The sequence below is a fragment of the Caldalkalibacillus salinus genome, assembly GCF_016745835.1.
In the GTDB taxonomy this organism is placed as follows: Bacteria; Bacillota; Bacilli; order Caldalkalibacillales; family JCM-10596; genus Caldalkalibacillus_A; species Caldalkalibacillus_A salinus.
In genome coordinates this window covers 21,306-44,843 of sequence record NZ_JAERVL010000021.1, presented here as the reverse complement: position 1 = coordinate 44,843, position 23,538 = coordinate 21,306, and the positions used below count along the sequence as shown (strand labels likewise).

At 44.1% G+C, this 23,538-nt stretch carries 25 protein-coding genes and 8 tRNA genes; 30 read left to right on the top strand and 3 right to left on the bottom strand.

The window, feature by feature from the left end; translation table 11 throughout:
- The first annotated feature begins 3 nt into the window (after positions 1 to 3).
- From JKM87_RS13070 to JKM87_RS13040, 7 genes are all read left to right on the top strand, one after another.
- The gene (locus JKM87_RS13070) at positions 4 to 405 is read left to right on the top strand and encodes an ATP-binding protein (protein WP_202080811.1); all 402 of its coding nucleotides are present in this window, start codon (positions 4 to 6) and stop codon (positions 403 to 405) included.
- Positions 406 to 429: 24 nt separating this feature from the next.
- Positions 430 to 1,434: a PP2C family protein-serine/threonine phosphatase gene (locus JKM87_RS13065; protein WP_202080810.1), complete on the top strand. Its 1,005-nt coding sequence runs from the start codon at positions 430 to 432 to the stop codon at positions 1,432 to 1,434.
- Positions 1,435 to 1,484: 50 nt separating this feature from the next.
- Positions 1,485 to 1,817, top strand: a complete 333-nt coding sequence (locus JKM87_RS13060) for an STAS domain-containing protein (protein WP_202080809.1) — start codon at positions 1,485 to 1,487, stop codon at positions 1,815 to 1,817.
- The gene (rsbW, locus tag JKM87_RS13055) at positions 1,814 to 2,293 is read left to right on the top strand and encodes an anti-sigma B factor RsbW (RefSeq protein ID WP_202080808.1); all 480 of its coding nucleotides are present in this window, start codon (positions 1,814 to 1,816) and stop codon (positions 2,291 to 2,293) included. The genes JKM87_RS13060 and rsbW overlap by 4 nt, the downstream gene beginning before the upstream one ends.
- The gene (gene sigB / locus JKM87_RS13050; protein ID WP_336885178.1) at positions 2,259 to 3,047 is read left to right on the top strand and encodes an RNA polymerase sigma factor SigB; all 789 of its coding nucleotides are present in this window, start codon (positions 2,259 to 2,261) and stop codon (positions 3,045 to 3,047) included. The genes rsbW and sigB overlap by 35 nt, the downstream gene beginning before the upstream one ends.
- A complete protein-coding gene (locus JKM87_RS13045; protein ID WP_202080806.1) occupies positions 3,044 to 3,649 on the top strand; it encodes a SpoIIE family protein phosphatase in 606 nt (201 codons plus the stop codon). Before sigB ends, JKM87_RS13045 begins: the two co-directional genes overlap by 4 nt.
- A gap of 248 nt (positions 3,650 to 3,897) precedes the next feature.
- Complete coding sequence (locus tag JKM87_RS13040) at positions 3,898 to 6,063, top strand: Tex family protein (RefSeq protein ID WP_202080848.1); 2,166 nt, start codon at positions 3,898 to 3,900, stop codon at positions 6,061 to 6,063.
- 90 nt (positions 6,064 to 6,153) lie between these two features.
- Here the strand turns inward: JKM87_RS13040 and cmpA are convergent, their stop codons facing one another.
- Positions 6,154 to 6,297: a cortex morphogenetic protein CmpA gene (cmpA, locus tag JKM87_RS13035; protein ID WP_202080805.1), complete on the bottom strand. Its 144-nt coding sequence runs from the start codon at positions 6,295 to 6,297 to the stop codon at positions 6,154 to 6,156.
- A gap of 366 nt (positions 6,298 to 6,663) precedes the next feature.
- Here cmpA and JKM87_RS13030 point away from each other — a divergent pair.
- From JKM87_RS13030 to JKM87_RS12995, 8 genes are all read left to right on the top strand, one after another.
- A tRNA-Asn gene (locus tag JKM87_RS13030) sits at positions 6,664 to 6,738 on the top strand.
- Between the two features lie 3 nt (positions 6,739 to 6,741).
- Positions 6,742 to 6,832: transfer RNA gene (locus tag JKM87_RS13025), tRNA-Ser, on the top strand.
- 41 nt (positions 6,833 to 6,873) lie between these two features.
- A tRNA-Glu gene (locus JKM87_RS13020) sits at positions 6,874 to 6,948 on the top strand.
- Between the two features lie 117 nt (positions 6,949 to 7,065).
- Positions 7,066 to 7,141, top strand: a tRNA-Val gene (locus JKM87_RS13015).
- A 7-nt stretch (positions 7,142 to 7,148) separates the two neighbouring features.
- Positions 7,149 to 7,225 (top strand) — tRNA-Asp (locus JKM87_RS13010).
- Positions 7,226 to 7,364: 139 nt separating this feature from the next.
- Positions 7,365 to 7,439 (top strand) — tRNA-Gln (locus JKM87_RS13005).
- Between the two features lie 114 nt (positions 7,440 to 7,553).
- A tRNA-Leu gene (locus JKM87_RS13000) sits at positions 7,554 to 7,639 on the top strand.
- Between the two features lie 172 nt (positions 7,640 to 7,811).
- A tRNA-Gly gene (locus JKM87_RS12995) sits at positions 7,812 to 7,885 on the top strand.
- Between the two features lie 344 nt (positions 7,886 to 8,229).
- Here JKM87_RS12995 and JKM87_RS12990 read toward each other — a convergent pair.
- Positions 8,230 to 8,433 (bottom strand): iron-sulfur cluster biosynthesis family protein, encoded by a 204-nt coding sequence (locus JKM87_RS12990; protein ID WP_202080804.1) that lies wholly within the window; start codon positions 8,431 to 8,433, stop codon positions 8,230 to 8,232.
- A 347-nt stretch (positions 8,434 to 8,780) separates the two neighbouring features.
- Between JKM87_RS12990 and thiL the strand changes: the two genes are divergently transcribed.
- The 6 genes from thiL to JKM87_RS12960 all read left to right on the top strand — a co-directional run bounded on the left by thiL (position 8,781) and on the right by JKM87_RS12960 (position 15,151).
- Complete coding sequence (gene thiL, locus JKM87_RS12985; protein ID WP_202080803.1) at positions 8,781 to 9,836, top strand: thiamine-phosphate kinase; 1,056 nt, start codon at positions 8,781 to 8,783, stop codon at positions 9,834 to 9,836.
- A 42-nt stretch (positions 9,837 to 9,878) separates the two neighbouring features.
- Positions 9,879 to 10,349: a tRNA (adenosine(37)-N6)-threonylcarbamoyltransferase complex ATPase subunit type 1 TsaE gene (gene tsaE / locus JKM87_RS12980; RefSeq protein WP_236838819.1), complete on the top strand. Its 471-nt coding sequence runs from the start codon at positions 9,879 to 9,881 to the stop codon at positions 10,347 to 10,349.
- Positions 10,346 to 11,089, top strand: coding sequence for a tRNA (adenosine(37)-N6)-threonylcarbamoyltransferase complex dimerization subunit type 1 TsaB (gene tsaB / locus JKM87_RS12975; protein ID WP_202080846.1), 744 nt, complete (start codon positions 10,346 to 10,348; stop codon positions 11,087 to 11,089). The genes tsaE and tsaB overlap by 4 nt, the downstream gene beginning before the upstream one ends.
- A complete protein-coding gene (gene rimI, locus JKM87_RS12970) occupies positions 11,090 to 11,554 on the top strand; it encodes a ribosomal protein S18-alanine N-acetyltransferase (protein WP_202080802.1) in 465 nt (154 codons plus the stop codon).
- Positions 11,555 to 11,633: 79 nt separating this feature from the next.
- A complete protein-coding gene (tsaD, locus tag JKM87_RS12965) occupies positions 11,634 to 12,632 on the top strand; it encodes a tRNA (adenosine(37)-N6)-threonylcarbamoyltransferase complex transferase subunit TsaD (RefSeq protein WP_419761862.1) in 999 nt (332 codons plus the stop codon).
- A 224-nt stretch (positions 12,633 to 12,856) separates the two neighbouring features.
- The gene (locus tag JKM87_RS12960; protein ID WP_202080801.1) at positions 12,857 to 15,151 is read left to right on the top strand and encodes a hypothetical protein; all 2,295 of its coding nucleotides are present in this window, start codon (positions 12,857 to 12,859) and stop codon (positions 15,149 to 15,151) included.
- Here the strand turns inward: JKM87_RS12960 and JKM87_RS12955 are convergent.
- Positions 15,148 to 17,136, bottom strand: coding sequence for an ABC-F family ATP-binding cassette domain-containing protein (locus JKM87_RS12955; RefSeq protein ID WP_202080800.1), 1,989 nt, complete (start codon positions 17,134 to 17,136; stop codon positions 15,148 to 15,150). The two genes, JKM87_RS12960 and JKM87_RS12955, sit on opposite strands and share 4 nt — an antisense overlap.
- Before the next feature lie 158 nt (positions 17,137 to 17,294).
- Here JKM87_RS12955 and moaC point away from each other — a divergent pair, with 158 nt between their 5' ends.
- From moaC to JKM87_RS12910, 9 genes are all read left to right on the top strand, one after another.
- Positions 17,295 to 17,864 carry a cyclic pyranopterin monophosphate synthase MoaC gene (moaC, locus tag JKM87_RS12950; RefSeq protein ID WP_202080799.1) on the top strand — a complete coding sequence of 190 codons (570 nt, stop codon included), beginning with the start codon at positions 17,295 to 17,297 and terminating at the stop codon, positions 17,862 to 17,864.
- A gap of 2 nt (positions 17,865 to 17,866) precedes the next feature.
- Positions 17,867 to 18,373 (top strand): MogA/MoaB family molybdenum cofactor biosynthesis protein, encoded by a 507-nt coding sequence (locus tag JKM87_RS12945; protein WP_202080798.1) that lies wholly within the window; start codon positions 17,867 to 17,869, stop codon positions 18,371 to 18,373.
- Entirely contained in the window at positions 18,370 to 19,008 is a 639-nt protein-coding gene (locus JKM87_RS12940; RefSeq protein WP_202080797.1) for a redox-sensing transcriptional repressor Rex, read from the top strand. Before JKM87_RS12945 ends, JKM87_RS12940 begins: the two co-directional genes overlap by 4 nt.
- A gap of 5 nt (positions 19,009 to 19,013) precedes the next feature.
- Positions 19,014 to 19,196, top strand: a complete 183-nt coding sequence (gene tatA / locus JKM87_RS12935) for a twin-arginine translocase TatA/TatE family subunit (RefSeq protein WP_202080796.1) — start codon at positions 19,014 to 19,016, stop codon at positions 19,194 to 19,196.
- Positions 19,197 to 19,222: 26 nt separating this feature from the next.
- Positions 19,223 to 20,005 (top strand): twin-arginine translocase subunit TatC, encoded by a 783-nt coding sequence (gene tatC, locus JKM87_RS12930; RefSeq protein WP_202080795.1) that lies wholly within the window; start codon positions 19,223 to 19,225, stop codon positions 20,003 to 20,005.
- 215 nt (positions 20,006 to 20,220) lie between these two features.
- The gene (gene groES, locus JKM87_RS12925; RefSeq protein ID WP_202080794.1) at positions 20,221 to 20,502 is read left to right on the top strand and encodes a co-chaperone GroES; all 282 of its coding nucleotides are present in this window, start codon (positions 20,221 to 20,223) and stop codon (positions 20,500 to 20,502) included.
- A gap of 66 nt (positions 20,503 to 20,568) precedes the next feature.
- Complete coding sequence (groL, locus tag JKM87_RS12920; protein ID WP_202080793.1) at positions 20,569 to 22,224, top strand: chaperonin GroEL; 1,656 nt, start codon at positions 20,569 to 20,571, stop codon at positions 22,222 to 22,224.
- Positions 22,225 to 22,369: 145 nt separating this feature from the next.
- Positions 22,370 to 22,831 (top strand): ABC transporter permease, encoded by a 462-nt coding sequence (locus JKM87_RS12915; RefSeq protein WP_202080792.1) that lies wholly within the window; start codon positions 22,370 to 22,372, stop codon positions 22,829 to 22,831.
- Positions 22,832 to 22,857: 26 nt separating this feature from the next.
- Complete coding sequence (locus JKM87_RS12910; RefSeq protein WP_336885177.1) at positions 22,858 to 23,538, top strand: ABC transporter ATP-binding protein; 681 nt, start codon at positions 22,858 to 22,860, stop codon at positions 23,536 to 23,538.

Sequence of the window (23,538 nt, the reverse complement as noted above, 5' to 3'; positions counted from 1 at the left end):
CAGGTGAACATCCGATCCTGTGTTCAAGTTGATTCAGAGCTTGATATTGTAGCAGCAAGACAAACTGGAAGAGAAATGGCCAAAGATATAGGATTTAGTGAAGTAGAACAAGCCCGAATCGCGACGGCTATTTCAGAGTTAGCAAGGAATATTTTTCTCTACGCCCATACGGGTACCATATGCATCTCATATTTAGAAGAAGAAGGACAAATGGGTATTCAGATAGAGTCACAGGACAGAGGTCCAGGCATTTCAGATGTCCAACAAGCAATGGAGGATGGCTATACGACCTCCGGTGGTTTAGGTGCAGGTTTGCCAGGTGTCAAACGCCTGATGGATTCATTTCATATACAATCGCAATCCGGTAGCGGGACACAGATCACAGGCATTAAATGGTTGCGTTGAGTGATAGAAGGGTGGGGCTAGAGGATGAACGAAGGGCTGCCAACACAATACGAACAATTACTACAGCAGTATCTGTACCAGTCTTCGGAAACGACATTGTACGAAGGACAACAACTGAGTAAAAACTTGATCGACCAAGGGATATCACCGGAAGATATCCTAGGTTTTCATATTGAAGCGATGAAAAATCAAATGCCCCAACTCCAGCCCGAGGTGATGAGATCTTTTGACTTTTTATTAGAGGTCATGATTGGATACGGCTTACAGTACCGCGAACATCAAAGCTTAAGAGAGAAGCAAATCCAGCTTCAATCTGAGCTGCAGGTGGCAGCGGATATGCAACAAACACTGCTCCCTCCAACACCGGAAGCACCTGAGGGAATGGAATTGGGCGTTAAGAGTGTGGCAGCAAAAAAGATCAGCGGAGATTACTATCATTTACATAAGAACGCTGAGGATTCCATTGGTGTGGCTATCGCGGATATTATCGGTAAAGGCATACCGGCTGCCCTGTGTATGTCGCTAATAAAATACGCACTTGAGAGTTTAATTGAACAAACGCTGGAGCCGCGTTCCGTCATGGCCCGCATTAACCGGGTCGTTGAGCGTAACATCGACCCCAGTATGTTTATCACGATGATTTATGGTCAATATTCGCTGACCCATCATACATTTTCTTACGCCACAGCAGGACATGAACCAGGTTTATTCTACAACGCGAAACATGACACGTTTGAGGACCTTTCTGTCAAAGGACCCGTATTAGGTCTCACAACTGATGCTAAGTATCGCAATTTCACGGTTGAGGTTGATCCAGGAGATATGGTGATTCTTTTCTCAGACGGGCTCACGGAGGTCAGGAACCAAGGGGAATTCATTGAGCGCAATGAAATCCGTGACCTATTTTATGCCAATAAAGATTTAAGTGCACAAGAAATAGTAGACACTGTCCATCAGGAACTTCTTTCTCGATCAGATTTTGAATTACATGACGACCAAACAATGGTCCTCTTAAGGAGAGTGGTTTAAACACTCTTTTTTTCGGGAATGGAATGGTATAGATAATTGGAGGGGTGGCTATGAATCTTAGTATTCGTAACGCACAATCAGAGGGAGTGTCAGTTTTATTTTTAACAGGAGAAGTCGATGTCTACACGGCGCCAAAACTGAGAGAGAACCTATATCCTCTACTAGAAGAAACGGGTCAACAAGTCCTACTTGATTTAAAAGATGTCAATTATATGGACAGTACGGGTTTGGGCATCATTATCGGGGCATTAAAGCTAGCAAAATCAACTTCAAGTCAGCTGACCTTTCAAAATGTTAACGAGCGTATCCGACGTCTGTTGGACATTACGGGCCTTGCCGAAATAGTAGAGATAAAAAATGAGGAGGCGGGGAAAACGTCATGACTCATCAGGATTTTGTAGAGCTTAAAGTACCGGCCAAGCCGGAGTACGTAGGAGTTGTACGCTTATTTCTGTCCGGAGTGGCCTCAAGGCTCGGGTTTACGATTGATGAAGTAGAGGATATTAAGTTGGCCGTGGCTGAGGCTTGTACCAATGCTACGTTACACGCCTACAAGGAAGACGAAGGGCAGATGATTATCACGTGCACAAGTTATGACGATCGTTTAGAAGTGATGGTCATCGACCATGGAGAAAGCTTTGAAATAGATCGTATTCGTTACAGATTAAAGCCCATTGAAAGCCATACAAACATTGAAAGCTTACATGAAGGTGGTTTAGGACTTTTCTTAATCGAAACGCTAATGGATGAGGTTCATATTCAAAGCGAAGATGGCATTGCAATCTCAATGACCAAATATAAGCGGAGGGATGAGGTGGAGAGTGGTGAGTCATCATTCAAAACAACCCCTTCACAATAAAAAAGAGATCATAGAATGGATAAAAGCCTACCAAGAAGATCCGAAAGAAGATATCAAAACAACCCTTGTGTTGCACTACGAGAATATGGTGAAATCATTAGCTAGAAAATTTGCCAAAAGCCAAGACCTATATGAAGATCTGTACCAGGTTGGAATGATTGGGTTATTAGCAGCATTTTCTCGATTTGATCCCTCCTATGAGCGGAGTTTTGAGAGCTTTGCCGTTCCTACAATTGTAGGGGAAATAAAGCGCTACTTACGAGATAAAACCTGGAGTGTTCATGTTCCCCGCAGGATCAAAGAACATGGCCCCAAAGTGAAGCAGGCGATCGAGGAGTTGACGGGGCAACTTCAGCGTTCACCAAAAGCTGAAGAAATAGCGAAGTACTTAGAGCTTTCCGTCGAAGAGGTTCTTGAAACGATGGAAATGAGTCAAAACTACCAAGCCCTTTCTGTTGACAGCACGATGGAAGCCGATCAAGAAGGGGGCACAATGACGCTTCTTGACCTCGTGGGGGAACAGGACGATGGTTATGACAAGGTTCAGAAGGCCTTGTTAATCGAGAAACTTTTTGACGTCCTTAACGAACGGGAGAAAACCATTCTCTATCTGACCTATTTCCAAGGATTGAGTCAACAGGAGACAGGAGAGAGAATGCAGATCTCACAAATGCATGTCTCAAGACTACAACGACGAGCGTTACAAAAAATCAGAGCGTCCATTGATGAAGAACCATCGGAGTTGATGAAGTGATTGAAACAAAATCTTACTCCAAAACGAAGATTATCACTTGCCAGCAGTCCAAACATGGAGAACTTGTATGCGGAGACTCCTACTACACCATAGAAACGGATGAATACTTCTTTACGGGGGTAGCGGACGGTCTAGGGAGTGGTGCAGAGGCGAAAAAGGCTTCTGAACAAGCCGTGCATACCTTTAGAGAGCATCACCATCAATCATTAAAACATATCGTTTTTCACTGTAATCAGAATCTACAAACGACTAGAGGTGCCGTTATCGGTGCGTTGAAGCTAGACTTTAAAAGCGGATTGATCACCTTTGCTGGGGTTGGTAATATACAGTGTTTGCTCTTGTACCCTGACCAGACGTTCAAGGGCGCTATATCTGTGCCCGGTTATCTTAGTGGTAGAAGGTATCGTATGAGAGAAATGAGCTTCCCATTTTTCCGCCAATCCATGTTTCTCATGTACTCCGATGGTATATCTATCGAACGTGAGGCCATAAAACGTTACGCCGAAGAGCAAGACCCGGAAAAAATGGTCCAACGTATACTCCCGCCTGTTGAAACGGAATATAAAGATGACTTGACTCTAATCAGCGGTAAGTACTTTTAACGCTCCGTTCTTGGTACATGAGCAGTCAAAACAGAGCATTTTTTAAAACATAAAGCCGCCTATACCGAAGCACATATAATAAAGACGTTCACAACAGCCTCCACATGTCGTGGCAGGCTTTTTATTTGCTAGAAAGCACTTGACGTATGTCATGCTACATTGTATAAGAGGTAAGAATATACAAAAAGGGGGAAGAACCATTGAGTGATACTGGAAGCTACATAGAACAAGCAGAAGTTGAACGTCAAATGCGACGTCAAATACAACAAGAATTACAGTTAAACCCCGAAAACATAAAAGCAACAGTGAACTTGCTTGACGAGGGCAATACGGTCCCGTTTATCGCCCGTTACCGCAAAGAGTTAACCGGGAGCTTAGATGAAGAGCAAATCCGTGCTATAGAGGAAAGAATGCAATACCTTAGGGGCTTAGCACAGAGAAAAGAAGAAGTGTTAAGACTCATTGATGAGCAGGGGAAGCTAACAGAAAATCTCAAGGACCAGATTCTACACGCCAAAAAACTTCAAGAAGTTGAAGATTACTATCGACCTTACAAACAAAAACGCCGGACAAAAGCGACTATTGCCAAAGAAAAGGGATTAGAACCCCTTGCGCACTGGCTACTTGAGGGACATACTGAGGACCCACAAACAAAAGCCGCTGATTTCTTATCCGATGAACATGGCATTGAATCAGAGGACGAGGCTTTACAAGGGGCCAAAGATATCATAGCGGAAATGGTCTCAGACCAGCCTGAATCTCGTAAATGGATTAGACACCTCACGTTTCAAAGAGCGCAGCTTGTCACCAAGCAGAAGAACGAAGAGGAAGACGGCAAAAACGTTTATGAGATGTATTATGATTACCAAGAACCTCTCCACAAAGTACCGCCTCATCGTATCCTAGCGATGAACCGAGGGGAAAAAGAGGACATCCTACGTGTGGCTATCCAAGCGCCAACTGAAGATATTACTCATCGATTGGCTCAAGATTGGGTGAAGGACAAGCAGGCAAGCCCTTCAGTTTCTTATGTCAAAGACGCTGTTTTAGACAGTTATAAGCGTCTCATTGCACCGTCTATTGAGCGGGAAGTGAGAAAAGAATTAACCGAGAAAGCGGAAGAACAGGCAATTGAGATCTTTGCTAAAAACGTCAAGTCTTTACTCCTGCAGCCCCCTGTTCGTGGTCGATACGTCTTAGGCATTGATCCCGCCTACCGTACAGGTTGTAAGTGGGCGATTGTTGACCCAACAGGGAAAATGTTAGATATAGGGGTCATATATCCTACCCCTCCGCGTAACGAGGTTGAAAAGGCAAGAAAAGAAGTACTTGGTTTACTTGAGCAATATCCGATCGACATCATCGCCATAGGGAACGGGACCGCTTCCCGGGAAACGGAGCAATTTGTAGCCGAAACGATTAAGGCTTACACAGGAGAGCGTCAGTTGTCCTTTATCATCATCAATGAGGCAGGCGCTAGTGTTTATTCAGCTTCTGCTTTAGCCAAGGAAGAATTTCCTGACTTAGACGTTGCCGAGCGAAGTGCCATCTCCATTGCACGCCGATTACAGGACCCTTTAGCCGAACTCGTTAAAATTGATCCCAAGTCCATTGGTGTTGGTCAATATCAACACGACGTATCGCAATCTCGCTTAAGTGAGAGTCTGACATTCGTTGTTGAATCCGCCGTAAACCAAGTCGGGGTAGACGTGAACACCGCGTCAGCTTCACTATTGCAGTACGTTTCTGGCTTAAACAAATCCGTTGCCAACCAAGTGGTCAAATACCGGGAAAAAGAAGGACTATTTAAAAGTCGTAAACAATTACTGAAGGTCCCAAGGCTAGGGGCAAAAACGTTTGAACAAGCAGTCGGGTTTCTAAGGGTATTTGATGGTGAGGATCCCCTCGACCAAACGCCCATCCATACAGAATCCTATCAGGAAGCTGACATGTTTCTTAAGGAACTCGGGTTTAAGAAAGACCAAGTCGGCTCAGAAGCTCTTATAGAAGCACTCGATAGCGTCAATCTACAAGAATGGGCTAATAAACTTAATCTTGGTCTGCCCACACTGACAGATATTGTACAGGCTTTACAAAAGCCAAGGAGAGACCCACGGGATCAACTGACGAAACCCCTCCTACAAACGGATGTTTTACAACTTGAACATCTTAAGGAAGGGATGCAGCTTGAAGGAACCGTTAGAAACGTCGTTGACTTTGGCGCTTTTGTCGACATAGGACTCAAGAATGACGGACTCGTTCATATTTCGAAAATGAGTAAACGCTACGTATCCCATCCGATGGATGTTGTCTCAGTTGGAGATATTGTAACGGTATGGGTGACACAAGTAGATCAACAGCGTGGGAGAGTAGGCCTGTCCATGCTACCACCAGACGAAATAAGCAGCGTATAGATGATCGCCAATGAATAGTCCCCCTCTCCTGGAGGGGGACTATTGTATAAAATAATCATAATGGGGTAATGGTAGTATGAAGAGACATACCTAGGGGTGCTGTAACGTTTCATCCTGCTTTGATTGGATATGAGTTTGGTGATAAGTATACCAACAGTCATTCAGTATCTGGATTTGTCTCACATCTCTTCTGTAAAAAGCTCTCCTTAATTGGCGTTGGAGCCAAAAGGGCATGTCATAATCCCTCCAATCCGTATCAATAACGTTCATGCGATGCTTGGACGTGCTAACTATATTTGAAGAGAGATAATGTTGTGAGTAGACCAAAAAAGAGCCTGCTGACCAACGTATAAAGGGCATGTAGACGAACATCACTCGTTGTCTGTTATATCGTATGTGCTCATATAACACACGGTTAAAAAAAAATTAAGTAAAAGTGTTGACGAGCTTGCCATCATATGATACATTATAAAAGTCGCTGTTGAGAGCTGTGCATCACGGAGAGACAAAAACAATCACCCAAAAATCAACGTAAACTTTTATAAAAAAAGGACTTGATTTTTTGAATGATTCGTTGTAAGATAACAAATGTCTCGCCATTCCGCAGTAGCTCAGTGGTAGAGCAATCGGCTGTTAACCGATCGGTCGTAGGTTCGAGTCCTACCTGCGGAGCCATATGGAGAAATACCCAAGAGGCCGAAGGGGCTCCCCTGCTAAGGGAGTAGGCGTCGTGAGGCGCGCGAGGGTTCGAATCCCTCTTTCTCCGCCATTTTTAAATACACATGTAGGACGAGTTATAAATGACATTAAGGCCCGTTGGTCAAGTGGTTAAGACACCGCCCTTTCACGGCGGTAACAGGGGTTCGAATCCCCTACGGGTCACCATTTTTTAAAACAAACAAGGTGATTCTCACCCAAGGGTTCCCCCGTCACACAGTTGTTTTAACTGTAAGGATCGGGACTAGCTAAAGCGTCGGAATCCCCTACGGGTCACCATTTTTCGGAGGGTTAGCTCAGCTGGGAGAGCACCTGCCTTACAAGCAGGGGGTCGGCGGTTCGATCCCGTCACCCTCCACCATCATTAAGGAGCTGTGGTGTAGAGGCCTAACATGCCTGCCTGTCACGCAGGAGATCGCGGGTTCGAATCCCGTCAGCTCCGCCATTTCATATTAGTACTTCCGGGTTTCGAACCCGATAGGAAGTTCGGCTAGGAGCACATCGTCCTGATGTAACGCCGAATCTTGTACATCCATGTACTTTGGAATCCCGTCAACTCCGCCATTTTTTTAAACATATATCGTTGGGCTATAGCCAAGTGGTAAGGCAACGGACTTTGACTCCGTCATGCGCTGGTTCGAATCCAGCTAGCCCAGCCATTTTTGTTTTATTTAGTCCTTAAACATCCATTTGTGGGTAAACATTATGAATTCCGAAAAAAGGAAGCACATTTGATGACCATTTGAAATAGGATGTTAAAAAATCATATTTGTGCGGTCGTGGTGGAACGGCAGACACGCTACCTTGAGGGGGTAGTGCCCGTACGGGCGTGGAGGTTCAAATCCTCTCGACCGCACCATATAATAAACCCTAAGGGTTTTTTTATTTTGACCATATTTCTAGGACGAGCTTGCAATATAGGTCTTATATATGTATAATATAGAGTATTAGATAAACTAAAGGTCTTGTGAGCTCATTTCTTGAACATGATCTAAAGAGAGGTCTACAGCAGGCATCGATGATGAAATTGTGCGGGTGTAGTTTAGTGGTAAAACCTCAGCCTTCCAAGCTGATGTCGTGGGTTCGATTCCCATCACCCGCTCCATACATATATGATTTTGAGTTGAAGTTAATAGGACAATCCAATAAATAAGAAAAGAAAAAATGTTAAATAAACGTAAAAAAACGCCCTGTAGATGAGGGCGTTTTTTATATATCACAGTGAAAATAAAGATTGACGAGTCACGTGTTTTCGTGGACCTATTATTTTTGGCTCTACAATATATGTTGGGAGCGTGATCTCCTGACCCTACATATGAAATAGCAATCACATTATGCACCACCATGAGGGATGTGCTGGAGGGTTTATCTCCCGCCTTTATGAAGGCCTTCTTTCCCTTAGTTTTTAATATAAAGGAAGGCCTGAGTAAGAGCGGCCGTAAGCGCTTATTATTTTTCTTGGTAGATCGTCAAGCCGTGTGATAATATCTCAGCATCATTGCTTAACTTAAATCCAGAGACAGGATCGAAGTCTAGGACGACTTCCTGGTCAACATAACGTTGGGTGAAACGATCTATATAGAAAGGAATGTGTTCAACTTTTAAAATGGTATCGTTTTTTCTGGTCTCATCCAGAGCCAGTTGTATATCCACTGTAGAACTTCAGCCACCTGTCATTTCAGCATCAATACGTACGCCCTGACCTGCCTCTAAAGTCAGGCTTTGAAGTTCATCCATCGCCATATCCGTGACTTTGATATCCATAACGAACCCTCCCTTTAAGCATTTTTTCTACTCTTCACTATTATTGTACATGATTATGCTATAAATGAAAAAAGGGAAGACCCGAGAAGTAGACTGACTGAGGAGCTTATCTCGCAGAAAGTTGAAGCGATAAACAGGCAAAGATATAATAGTGAGGAAACATAACATTTTATAAAGTGAAAAAGTGAAATGAAGATATGATGCCATGACATTCTTGCATCATCGGGGGGATACACATGTCCACAGACAAGGATGAAAAAGGACACACAAAAGAAAAGGATGAGCACATTCAGGATGAGTTTACCTTTATAGCAGATATGAGCGCCCCCTTTCAAACGTATGGTGACGTGTTAGTCCCTCTAGGTGACGATGCTGCAGTATATCGCCCGACAAATGGAAAAGGACAAATTGTGTGTGTGGACACGATGGTTGAGGATATTCATTTTGCCCGTCACACCATGTCACCACAACAGATAGGACATAAGGCATTAGCTGCTAATATAAGTGATATCGCTGCGATGGGAGGCATACCGACCTATTTTGTCATTGCCGTGACGGTACCTCAGACATGGACGATGGAAGAGATGAGGGACATTTATCGAGGGATGCGTACGCTAGCAGACGAATACCGTATTGGCTTGCTCGGAGGAGATACGACATCAAATCCGCATCAGCTCGTCATTAGTATTACCGCTATAGGTGAAGTGGAAGAAGACGTCTCTTTGCTTCGTTCTAATGCTCGCCCTGGTGACCTCGTCTTTCTCACAGGCTCTGTAGGTAATTCGGCTGCAGGGTTAGATCTATTATTACGCCACCCAGAGAAAAAAGATCATGCGTCCTATCTGGGATTGTTACAAGCGCACCAACAACCTCAACCTCATGTGGAACAGGGACGTCTTCTGGCTCAATTATCGCAGGAAGTGAGACTATCCCTTAATGACGTGAGTGATGGGATTGCCAGTGAGACACATGAAATTGCCCAGCAGAGTGCTCAAGTCGATATAGTGCTTAACAAGCAAGACATGCCACTCGATTCAGAGCTTATCACCTATGCACAGGAAGTGGGAAAGGACCCTTACGACTTTGCGCTTAACGGTGGGGAGGATTTTGTTCTCGTTGGGACCGTTCCACCGTCGGCTTGGTCTACTCTAGAAGCACAATTTCGTGCCCATGACTTATCTATATTTTCGATTGGCCATGTACAGGAAGGGCAAGGTGACGTGTGGCTCATAGACGGACAACACAAAAGAAAGCTTAATAAATCAGGGTACAATCATTTCTCCACTGAGTAAATATAGATCAGATAAAATAGCTGAGATAAGGATGAAACATTTATGACAGAAAACATGTATCAACTGGAGAGCCATTCCGCCCAGCAAACAGAACAATTAGCGCTAGCTTTGACAGCATTACTTCAAGGTGGAGATGTCATAACATTGTCAGGTGATCTAGGCGCTGGTAAAACCACATTGACACAAGGGATCGGAAAGGGTCTTGGAGTCAAAAGACATGTGAACAGCCCCACTTTTACCTTAGTCAAAGAGTATCAAGGCGAAACTTATGACTTATACCATATGGATATGTATCGCATTGAGGATGAGTTAGAAGAATTCGGACTCGAGGAGTATATTCACAGTGGCAATGGTATCGTCGTGATCGAATGGCCCCAGAAAATTGCGGCCCAACTCCCAGCGGAGCGACTGCACATTGAAATAAAAAAGTCAGGGGAAGACAGTCGTGTATTACAAGTGACGCCTTATGGAGACCGTTATCATAACATTGCTGAAGAATGGGTGAAAGTATGAAACTGTTAGCGATAGACACATCAAACTGGCCACTTGGTCTCGCCGTACTCCAAGATGGCGCCATAGTGGGGGAGACGAATACGCATTTACCAAAGAACCATTCCTTACGTTTGATGCCAGCCGTTGAGGCGCTTTTGAACGACCTCGATACCAAACCACAGGCGTTAGATAAAATAGTGGTCGCACAAGGACCTGGTTCATATACTGGTGTCAGAATAGGCGTAACCACTGCCAAAGTCCTCGCTTGGACTTTACAGTTGCCTATAATAGGGATATCCAGTCTCCAAGTGGTTGCTCAGAACTGTACGGGTCACGATGGGTTGATCGTGCCATTGTTTGATGCTAGAAGAGGGAATGTTTATGCGGGCGTGTATGAAACAAATCAAGATAAGACGCACGTTACAACGGTTATGAACGATGAACATGTGCATCTTGAAACCTTCCTACACGAACTGAGGGACGCCTATAATCGTACGCTATTATTTGTGGGGCAAGGCGCAATACAGCACAGAGAATTGATCACGACCGTACTTGGAGAGCAAGCGTATGTGGCACGTGAAGTGGATCATACCCCACGGGGGAGCCAGCTTGCCTACCTCGGGTTTAAGCAACAGGGTAGGGAGTTGATCGGAGAAGATATTCATGCTTTCGCACCAACCTACCTTCAGCTGTCTGAAGCGGAGGCCAAGTGGAAAGAAAAACAAGAACGGGATCGTTTATCTGGAAACGAGGGACAATAAATGCCTGTGGGAGAGGTACAAATACGTAGGATGGTCATTGAGGATGTTCATCAAGTGATGAATGTGGAACACGCCGCTTTCACAACGCCATGGACGCCTCAAGCATTCTATAATGAGTTGTTAAATAACCATTTTGCTCACTATATCGTAGCGATGGTCGATCAACGTGTTGTCGGTTATTGTGGGACGTGGGTGATTATAGATGAGGCGCACATCACCAATGTGGCTGTTCACCCGGACTATCATGGTAGAAAAATAGGACACACTTTAATGCAGGAAATGATGAATATATCTCGATATTACGGGGCTAATAAGATGACGCTAGAGGTTCGAGCGTCGAATCTCATTGCACAAGCACTTTATCACAAATTAGGATTTAAAAAACATGGCATTCGCCAAGGTTATTATACAGATAATAATGAGGATGCCATTATAATGTGGGTGAATTTAAATGAAACAGCTTAGTCATGAAGCAGGACATTCAGATCAGTACAAAATAGAGCAACAGCATATGCACACGTCGGCTGAGACCGAATCTGTACTTATGTTAGGGATTGAAACCAGTTGCGATGAGACGTCCGTTGCCGTTGTGCAGGATGGAAAGAAGACACTCGCCAATGTTGTTGCTTCACAGATGGATATACACGAGCGGTTTGGCGGTGTAGTACCGGAAGTCGCTTCTAGACATCACGTTGAGAGTGTCACCATCGTCATTGAACAAGCACTGCGGGAGGCAGGCGTGTCAATCGAAGACATTGACGCCATTGCCGTAACCAAAGGCCCCGGGCTGGTTGGCGCACTTCTTATCGGTGTCGCTGCAGCGAAGACGTTATCCTTTGCTCATGATATTCCCTTAGTGGGCGTGCATCATATCGCAGGGCACATTTACGCCAATCGCTTAATCGATGAGTTTGTGTTTCCTAATCTCACTCTTGTGGTGTCTGGCGGGCATACAGAACTGATACTAATGAACCAACATGGTCAATATGAGTTATTAGGAGAAACACGTGACGACGCCGCCGGAGAAGCTTATGATAAAGTGGCGCGGGCATTAGATCTGCCTTATCCCGGAGGGCCCCAAATTGATCGGTTAGCAGCATCCGGGAACGATCATATTGACTTCCCGCGTTCATGGTTGGAACCCGACTCTTATGATTTCAGCTTTAGTGGGCTTAAATCCTCGGTGATAAACTATCTTCATAATGCGAAGCAAAGGGGAGAGGAGGTTCGCAAAGAAGATGTGGCCGCAAGCTTTCAAGCCAGTGTTGTGGATGTACTGGTCACAAAAACGATACGTGCCGCGAAAGCCTATAATGTGGAACAATTGCTCGTGGCTGGCGGGGTTGCAGCCAATAAAGGACTGCGTCAGAGGATAACCATGGCAGCAGAAGAGGCTGGCGTGTCACTCTTGATCCCTCCGTTAGAGTTATGTACTGATAATGCGGCCATGATTGCAAGTGCGGGATATATTGCCTATCAACAGGGTGTGAGAGACGCAATGGACCTTAATGCACACCCAGGTTTAGACCTACTTTCTTATTGATAACCCATACTGAAGCCTAAACTCGGTCAAAAAATCTGAATATACACATACTTACTAACAATATACTCACAACCTGTGGATTAATTATCCACAGGTTTTTTGCTTTTTGGGGATATAAATCTGAAAGTATGAGATTTATCTACTTACGAGACACTAATCATGTGTATAGAAGTGTGAACAATTTGTTTATATAAGCGAGTGTAATAATGGGGAGGTTGTGAATAATGTGGGTAAGTCAATTTAGGTGCCGTTGCGTTCGTATAGGACTTGTGCTCATGATGTGTATCATTCTCATTTGTCATGTTAGTCTGCCAGCCTATGCCCACATACAAAATGAGTCGACTAGGCAAAATCATTCTGAACACCTCGTCCTCGTTTTAGTTCCCGACTTTTCTTTTCAAGATGTAAAAGATATGACTAGCGCCCTCCCCACGGACATCAGTCAAAACTTACATTGGGGTGCCATGACGATGCGCACGGCGAGTGGTATCAATAGTGACCACCATTTAATCAGTTTATCCACAGGTCAACATCAGCGAACGGTGAGTGGATGGCGTGGATATAACCGTGAAGAAGAAGTAAAGGATATCGAAGCCCATGCGTTATATCGCCAAAGATCAGGCATTCAGACTACTGCTTCAATCATCCATCCAGACATATTTAAACTGCATGCAGAGTGGGAGAGCGAAACAGACACCTACCCTGGCTGGCTCGGGGAAACTTTAATGGCACATCAGGTGTCCACATATGCACTAGGGAATAGCGATGTGAGAGACCATAAGCAGCGTTGGGCGGCCACCTTTATTATGAACAAAGATGGCGAAGCTGAGGGGATGATAGACGAACGCGTTTTACATAAGGCGTCTGACTTTCCAACGGGCGTACAAACTGATCTAGACCAGATAAAGCAGAGCATTCACCACCAATGGCGATCACATGAACGTACTTTTACCGTCGTGGAGCTCGGGGATCTTAAGCGTCTGTTATCCGAAAAGGCTCATATGAGCGCTGAATACTTTGAGCGTAGCAAAACCGAATGGTGGCGTGATTTCGCACGTTGGATAGAGGAGGTTATGCATCCCGATCCATCATCACATTCCAGTTCTGAAGTTGCAATCTGGGTTCTCTCTTCAAATGTGTCTAAGCAAGCACATGATGACGGAGAAGATCTTGCACCGTTCTACATGTGGACAAATCAACAGACAGGTGGCTTGATGGAAACGAAGACCACGAGGCAAGAGGGTATCGTATCCAACTTAGATCTCGTGCCGACCATCCTGTCTTATTTTGATATTGAATCCCCCACACACTTGCCAGGTCACGTGATAGAGGTCTCAAGTTCTCTAGAAAATAAGACACCACAGATGAGTCAAGCTATGTTGGCACAATGGCAGAATGACATCCAGTATTTATTTACGATCTACAATGAAAGAAGACCGATCATCACCACTTACATTATTTTGATTTTAGTGCTTTTGTTCTTGGCTACACTTTATTGGGGATTCACAAAACAAAAAGAGAAGCACCACTGGATCCTTGTGATGATCGGCTCTATACTGCTATCGCCCTTTTTCTTTCTCATTCTCACCCCTCTTGTGGTGCAATTAGGGGGGATAACGTGGATTTGGTTTCTATTTCTATGTTCCGTGTTACTGAGTTACCTGTTATATAAGTGGTGTCCACCCATTCTTTTCGTTAGCTTGATCGGTTGGTTAAACGCTTTGGCCATCCTGATAGACGTTTGGAGAGGTAGCCCTTGGATGCAGCGTTCCTTTCTAGGCTTCGATCCTATTATTGGTGCAAGGTACTACGGGATAGGGAATGAATATGCAGGGATACTACTAGGGGCCTCCATTATCGCTGTGGTTTCATTGTATGTCTGGTTATACAAGCATACGCGCTGGCGGTCACTGAAGTGGGTCTACTTTAGTGGCGCTGCTGTTTTCTACGCTTTTATCGTTTTGACACTGGGCTCACCACAATTAGGGACCAATGCAGGGGCAACGTTAGCCAGTGTGGTGACCTACATCGTCTCCTTATGGCTCATGGTACAACTTCAAGTAGGTAAAAAAGGGGGACTTCTCCTATTTACTCTTGGTCTACTGGCTACCATCGCGATATTCGCTTTGCATTGGAGAGGGGAACATACCCATATTGGGGCCGTTTTACATCTTTTGGCAGATGGAGATCTAGCCCCCGTACAAGAGATTTTGACAAGAAAACTAACCTTAAACTTAAAATTAGTCCGCGTGTCCCTATGGGGTAAGCTGTTTGTAGCCAGTTTGGCGGTCTGTCTGTTAATGATGTTTAGATGGCGAGCGGAGCAGTGGCAGCATCTGAAGCACAATCCGTGGTTTAATGGCTTACGATCGATCGTGTTAGGCGCGGCCTTACTTCTCATACTTAATGATTCCGGTATCGTAGCGGCAGCCACTGCCATGATCTATGGCACGTTTCCGTTTCTGTCACTCAAAGTGGCCGACACCCCGTCAGATGAGATAAAAAAGAACGAGCGCTAGCTTAATGTAGCGTCTCGTTCTTCCTCTAACTCACTCCACTCTTCAAAGTACGTATTTAATTCCTCGTTTAAGGCATCAAGTTCATTTTGTACTTTTTGTGCCGCTTCGTAATCTTCGTAAACTTCAGGCAGGCACATCTCCTGTTCTAACTCATTAATTCTTTCTTCAACCTTTGTCATTTTTTCTTCAAGCGCAGACCGTTTTCTTTCGAATTGGCGCTCTATGCGCTGGCGTTGTTTATTCAATTCATACTTCGCTTTGTCCGAAGCTTCATTTTCATCTGTAGGGTTTTCAGGTTTAGCAGAAGAGGTTGTATCTTCTTGAGGCTTATTTTTTTGTTTCTGCTCGTCAAGCGCCTCAATTTGTTCCTGCTCTTCCTTTTTATAAACATAGTAGTCATAATCGCCCAAATACGTGGTCGCACCTTGCGTATGCAGCTCCACAACCTTATTGGCAATTCTGTTAATGAAGTAACGGTCGTGAGAAACGAACAGTATGGTGCCCGGATAATGGATTAAGCTCTGTTCTAAGACCTCTTTACTATAGATGTCTAGATGGTTCGTTGGCTCATCTAACACGAGTACATTAGCTTTTTGTAACATCAATTTAGCCAGTGAGAGACGCGCCTTTTCCCCGCCACTCAAATCCTGGACAAGCTTGTCCACATCCTCACCACTAAATAGAAACTGTCCGAGTAAGCTACGCACATCTTTTTCTAGCATGTGCGGGTAGTCGTCCCAAATCTCATGTAATAGCGTCTTTTTAGGATTTAAACGTCGCTGTTCTTGATCATAATACGCAATGGACACATTGGTACCTTTTAGAATATGGCCCGCTATAGGCGGTAATGAATCAATCATGGTTTTGAGCAGCGTCGTTTTCCCCACACCATTCGGTCCAACGATGGCGATCGCATCTCCACGGTAGGCGTGGAAGGAAATACCCTGACTAAGAGAGACCCCTTCATACCCGATGGTGACGTCTTTAACGTTTAGGACGTCATTCCCACTTTGACGGTCAATATCAAAGGAAAAACTGGCTCGTTTTAAATCGCCATCAGGCTGTTCCATCCTATCCATTTTTTCTAACGCCTTTCGACGACTTTGGGCGCGTTTCGTTGTAGAAGCTCTAGCGATATTGCGCTGAACAAAGTCCTCCATGCGAGCAATTTCCTTTTGCTGCTTCCGGAATTGTTTCACCTGTTGTTCATAGATCGCCGCTTTTTGTTCCAAGAATTCCGTATAGTTACCTATATATTTAGTCGCTTTATGGCGTTCAATTTCGTATACGACATTCACAAGTGCGTCTAAGAAATACCGGTCATGGGAGACGATTAATATGCCGCCTGGGTAATGCAGGAGATACTGTTCCAACCAGGCGAGGGTTTCTAAATCCAAATAGTTCGTAGGCTCATCTAGGATAAGCAAGTCTGGTGACTGGAGAAGTAACTTAGCTAACGCTAAACGTGTCTTCTGGCCACCACTTAGGGAAGAGATGGGAGTGTTGTAATCTTTATCCCCGAAACGGAAACCATGAAGCACGGTCCTGACCTGTGCCTCATACTGATAACCTCCCTGGTCCTTAAAGGTGTCCGAGAGTCGTGAGTACTCTGCTAGCAGTGGCTCATATGTGTCTTCATCCTGTAAGACTTCCTGTTGGGCTAATCGCGCTTCAATGTCTCTGAGCTTGCGTTCTTGCTTAATTAAAGGAGCAAACACCTTGATCATTTCGTCCCATATAGACGCTTGTGAGTTTAAACCACTATTTTGAGCCAAATAACCAACCGTGTAATCTCTCCCCTTCATAATCTCACCTTCGTCAGGAGAGAGATCTCCAACGATAATTTTCAGAAGTGTTGATTTGCCCGCACCGTTCACACCAACCAAACCGATCCGTTCGCCCGTGCGAACTTCTAGATTAATATTGTGTAAAATGGGCGTTGTGCCATAGGATTTGCTAATTTGATGAGCTTGTAAAATAATCATGGTTTTCACCTCAGTCAATACCCTCAGTGTACCTTAGTCTAAGGTTTGCTTTCAAGCACACAAATTTTCACAAATTTATCACTTGTCCTTTTGTTAGGTGAAGACAAGGATTGTGAAATCATGTACAATGTAAGCAGATCTATTGAAGGAGGATACCGATGGGGTCGTTTACACACTTCAATAAGCAAGCGAGACCTAAGATGGTCGATATATCGGACAAACAGGTCACAACGAGAGTGGCCGTCGCCCACAGTGAAGTTCAGATGGGGGCGGAAGTTTACCATAAGATAGAAGAAGGTAAGATCGGCAAGGGAGATGTTTTATCTGTCGCACAGATAGCTGGCGTCATGGCTGCCAAAAAAACGTCAGATATTATCCCGATGTGTCATCCGCTTTCACTTTCAGGCGTTGATATCACATTTCGAGGCGAGAAGTTAACCTCTCAAAGTGCAGGCCAAGAAAGTAAAAGTATAGCGGCAGCGGGAGAACAACAAGTTGAATACGAACAAGAAGAACGTTTTGCATTAAAGATAGAGGTTACCGTCAAAACGGATGGAAAAACAGGGGTAGAGATGGAAGCGCTAACAGCTGCTTCAGTTAGTGCTTTGACCATTTATGATATGTGTAAAGCAATAGATAAAGGGATGATACTAGGACCAACATACCTAGCGTCCAAATCAGGTGGAAAGAGTGGAGACTACCAGAGAAAACTAAAGGAGGAGCATTAAAGATGTGGAAGGTTGCCATGATTACAGCAAGTGATCGCGCGTCACGTGGGGAAAGGGAAGATGATAGTGGACCGGTGATACAGGAGCTCATTCAAAGTCATTTAGATTCAGAAGTGATTTCATACCGCATTTTACCAGATGATATTGAAACATTAAAAGAAAACATGATCGAAATCGTCGATCGGCATCGTGCAGATCTGATGATCACGATCGGTGGTACAAGCCTAAGTCCAGAAGACGTGACACCAGAGGCGACAAGACTCGTGATCGATCGTATTGTTCCGGGGATGGCTGAAGAAATGAGAAGACATGCCATGACCTATTCCAGACAGGCGATGTTAACCAGAGCGTTATGCGGTACGCGGGGCAATACGCTTATCATTAATTTGCCAGGTGCACCTGACGCGGCAAAATACTGTTTACAAGCAATATCTGATCAGCTTCCTAACGCATTGCAAATCCTACAAGGGGAGCGTAAGGTCTTTAAACTCGGAGGGGACAGTGAATGAAGCAGCAACACATCCCACAAGCAACAGCCAAGCGACTCCCCATTTATTATCGATTCTTAGAGAATTTACAAGCGACGGGAAAGCAAAGGGTATCCTCTTCGGAACTGAGTGAGGCTGTAAAAGTGGATGCTGCAACCATACGCCGGGATTTCTCCTGTTTTGGTGCTTTGGGTAAAAAAGGGTATGGATATAGTGTAGAATATCTATTACAATTCTTTAGAGAAATACTCGCACAAGATAGTCCTACCGCCGTCATTCTAGTGGGGGTAGGAAACTTAGGAACGGCACTATTAAATTATAACTTTCAAAAGAACCATAACATTCAAATTGTACGCGCTTATGATATTACCCCTGAAAAAATAGGGCAGACTATAGGTGGAGTCGAAGTCCATCATACCCATGAACTTTCAACATCCCCTATCGATTGTGATATAGCGATATTAGCCGTGCCGGTGTCTGTGGCCCAAAAGACAACAGACAACCTTGTTCATGCTGGCATTGAAGGCATTTTAAACTTTACACCAGCACGCCTGGATGTTCCGTCCCACATACGTGTACAACACATAGATTTAACAGTAGAATTACAAACACTCGAATATTTCTTGAGGCATTATCCGTTACAAAAAGAGGAGTGAAGACAATGGGAACAATCGGACCAGTAAGCTTAATTTTAATTATTCTAGTCGCCTTATTGATTTTTGGCCCTAGTAAGTTACCAGAGCTAGGCAAAGCATTCGGAAAAACATTAAAAGAGTTTAAGAATGCGACCAAAGGCTTGGCGGATGAGGATGAGCAAGCAGATAAGAAGAAAGAAGAAAAATAATGGTCCTGAGGGAAGAAGGTTTCAACATGACTAAACGTTCCAACATGACGATGTGGGAGCATTTTGGGGAATTACGTAAACGTCTTGTGTATACGTTTATTGTTTTTCTCCTGTCGACGATCGTTGGATTTATTACAGCTGAGCATGTCATTCAATACATTGAACAGGACATTGCTCATCATCTTTCACTCGTATTGATCGCACCCACAGACGCTTTCAAAGTGTATTTTCAATTCTCTTTGATTGTGGCCTTTGTGATCACGTTTCCTTTTCTCTTATTTCAAGTGTGGTCATTTATCAAGCCGGGACTAACCGACCGAGAGCGTAAGGTGACTTTAAGCTTTATTCCTAGTGCCTTAGCTTTATTCTTACTAGGCATGTCATTCGGTTATTTTTGGTTGTTTCCTTTTGTGTTTAAGTTCATGACCGAGATTGCCATAAGACTTGGTGCGGAGGAGATGTATGGCATCCACCAATTCTTTAGCTTCTTATTTACACTCGTCTTTCCATTCGGTTTACTATTTCAGATGCCGATTCTCATTCTTTTCTTAACGCGATTAGAAGTGATCACACCGAAGCTGTTGGTGACATTCAGGAAATACGCTTACTTTGTTCTGTTCGTCATTGCTGCGATTATCACACCGCCAGAGCTGTTGTCACACTTATTTGTTACACTGCCACTCATCCTACTTTACGAATTAAGTGTAGGTCTATCTCGTGTGACGTATAAGAGATTACAAAAAAGAAAAGTCAGAGAACAACGAGCGGAGCAGAATGATCAAATTGATCGTGAACAGAGCGTAAAATAATTTAACATCTTTAAAGAATAATATTGGAAGCACCTGCCTAGAATGGTAAGGTGTTTTTCTTTGTCTCTCGTTTCAAAATTTTTTTTGTAAAAAGAGGTAAAAAGACTTGCAAAATCATGTTTGAGTGATTATTATATTAATTGTTAGCACTCACTTATAGCGAGTGCTAACAATGAGATAAGAGTTGAATATCTGAAACAAGGAGGGTGTTTTCCATGTTAAAGCCACTAGGCGATCGTGTTGTGATTGAAGCATTGGAAAAAGAAGAAACAACAGCAAGCGGGATTGTACTTCCTGACTCAGCAAAAGAAAAACCTCAAGAAGGTAAAGTGGTTGCTGTGGGAAGTGGACGCTATGAAAATGGTGAACGCGTAGCTCTAGAAGTTAAAGAAGGAGACCGTGTGATCTTCTCCAAGTATGCAGGAACTGAAGTGAAGTTTGGAGATAAAGAGCTTCTTATCATGCGCGAAAGCGACATTTTAGCTGTTTCAGAATAACGATATCGATATATTAAATACGGGGATGAAGTCCCTACATAGAACATAAGAGGAGGCGACTGTAACATGGCAAAAGACATTAAGTTCAGTGAAAGTGCCCGTCGTGCAATGACAAGTGGTGTAGATACACTTGCAAATGCTGTAAAAGTAACGTTAGGACCAAAGGGACGTAATGTTGTACTTGAAAAGAAATTCGGTTCTCCACTCATCACAAATGATGGTGTGACAATCGCAAAGGAAATTGAACTAGAAGACGCATTCGAAAACATGGGTGCAAAGCTTGTAGCGGAGGTAGCAAACAAAACAAACGACGTTGCTGGGGACGGAACAACGACAGCGACAGTATTAGCACAAGCGATGATTCGCGAAGGTTTGAAAAACGTGGCTGCCGGTGCAAACCCAATGGTTATCCGTAAAGGGATTGAAAAAGCAGTCAAAGCGGCGACAGATGAAATCGCTAGTATCTCTAAACCAATCGAAGGGAAAGACTCCATTGCGCAAGTGGCCTCAATCTCTGCTGCTGACGATGAAGTAGGTCACCTCATTGCAGAAGCGATGGAGAAGGTTGGTAACGACGGTGTCATCACAGTTGAAGAATCCAAAGGTTTCGCCACTGAGCTAGAAGTTGTTGAAGGGATGCAATTCGACCGCGGTTACGCTTCTCCATACATGGTGACAAACACAGAGAAGATGGAAGCGGAATTAGAAGATCCGTACATTCTCATCACTGACAAGAAGATCACAAACATCCAAGAAGTACTGCCCGTACTAGAGCAAGTGGTGCAACAAGGTAAGCCAATCTTAATCGTAGCAGAAGACGTTGAAGGTGAAGCATTAGCAACACTCGTGGTGAATAAACTTCGCGGAACATTCAACGCAGTAGCGGTTAAAGCACCTGGATTCGGTGACCGTCGTAAAGCAATGTTAGAGGATCTAGCTGTTCTAACTGGCGGTCAAGTGATTACTGAAGATCTAGGCCTTGATCTGAAGTCTGCAACAATAGATCAACTTGGACGCGCAAGCAAAGTTGTCGTAACAAAAGAAAACACAACTGTGGTTGAAGGTGCTGGAGAAGCAGACAAAATCGCAGCTCGCGTGAACCAAATCCGTGCACAAGTAGAAGAATCTACTTCAGACTTTGACAAAGAAAAATTACAAGAGCGTCTTGCTAAATTAGCGGGTGGCGTTGCTGTCATTAAAGTAGGTGCGGCAACTGAAACTGAGCTAAAAGAGAAGAAGCTTCGTATCGAGGACGCATTAAACTCTACACGTGCGGCAGTTGAAGAAGGTATCGTATCCGGTGGTGGTACGGCACTAGTGAACGTCGTCAACGCTGTACAAAACGTAGAAGCAACTGGCGACGAGCTCACAGGTGTAGCGATCGTACGTCGTGCACTAGAAGAGCCCGTACGTCAAATTGCAACAAACGCAGGTCTTGAAGGCTCCGTTATCGTTGAGCGCCTGAAGAAAGAAGACGTTGGCGTTGGTATCAATGCCGCAACAGGTGAATGGGTCAACATGATGGAAGCTGGAATTGTAGACCCTGCAAAAGTGACACGTTCCGCACTACAAAACGCAGCATCCGTTTCCGCTATGTTCTTAACAACAGAAGCGGTCATCGCTGACAAGCCTGAAGAAGACGATGCAGCTGGCGCACCAGGCGGCGGAATGCCTGACATGGGCGGCATGGGCGGAATGGGTGGCATGGGCGGCATGATGTAGTACCGCTCAACCCCTTGATATATAAGGGTTTATCTACGATTTGCTAACATCAGGTATATAAAAGAGGCTTCTCATAAGTTGATCAAACTTGTGGGAAGCCTTTTTCTTTTGCTACGTTAGAAGGTGATGCTTTATTAATAAAAGCTTGGCAAAACAAATCAATGCAAATTACCCTGACCTGACGGGCTCAATTTCTGAAGACTTGGCGGATAATGCTCAAAAAATACTGGAAAAGATGCGCGCATTTTTCGCCATGACCAATTACACCACGATTTTCATCGCTACTGTCGTTGTTACCATTGTGATGGTCATGTCTATTTTTGAGAGGAAAAAAGAAATCGGCACCTTAAAAGCTATTGGTGCGTCTAGAAGGGTCATTATTTGTACCATTTTGGCTGAAAGTCTTACTTACTGTTTGTCAGGCGGTATTCTTGCACTGCCTGTTTCTGCAATCATTAACTATCTCATGTTTGATGCATGGATAATAGATCTGGGAAGATGGTTGGAGACCATTTCTGTATCCGTTCTCGTTGGACTGTTGGCAGCTCTTTGGCCAGCATGGACTGCACAAAGGGTCAATCCCCTGGAAAGTGTACGATATGAATAATACAAAGTTCGGGGAGGATATGCATCGTGATTATAAATGTTAAAAACTTATGGAAAACTTATGGTCATGGGGACACTGCCGTTCATGCTGTTCGAGGCATTGATTTAAATATAAAAGAAGGAGAATTCATTGCCTTAATGGGTCCGTCCGGAAGCGGAAAATCAAGCTTGTTGCACCTTATTGGAGCCATGGATTCACCAACCGAGGGTGAAATCATCTTTAAAGGGGAGGACTATAGTAAACTGAATTCAAAACAAGAGACTGACTTACGATTAAGACGTATAGGCTTCATTTTTCAAACGTTTAATCTGATCTCTTCCTTATCTGCAATAGAAAATGTGGCACTACCGATGAAGCTTGCAGGAATCAGTCGAAAAGAAGCGAATGAGAAAGCAAAGCAACTTCTGGGAAAAGTCAATTTATTGGACCGATTGGAACACATGCCTTCTAAACTATCGGGCGGACAACGGCAAAGAGTCTCCATTGCAAGAGCATTAGCTAATTATCCGGATCTCATTTTGGCAGATGAGCCGACCGGAAATCTTGACAGTGAAAACGGGAAACTCATTTTAGATCTGCTTGAAAAACTACATGCTGACGGACACACAATTTTAATGGTCACTCATGATCCCGAACTTTCCGAAAGGGCAAGTCGTGTTGTCTTTATCCGTGATGGTCAACTAAATGATTACCAACCAATAGAATAA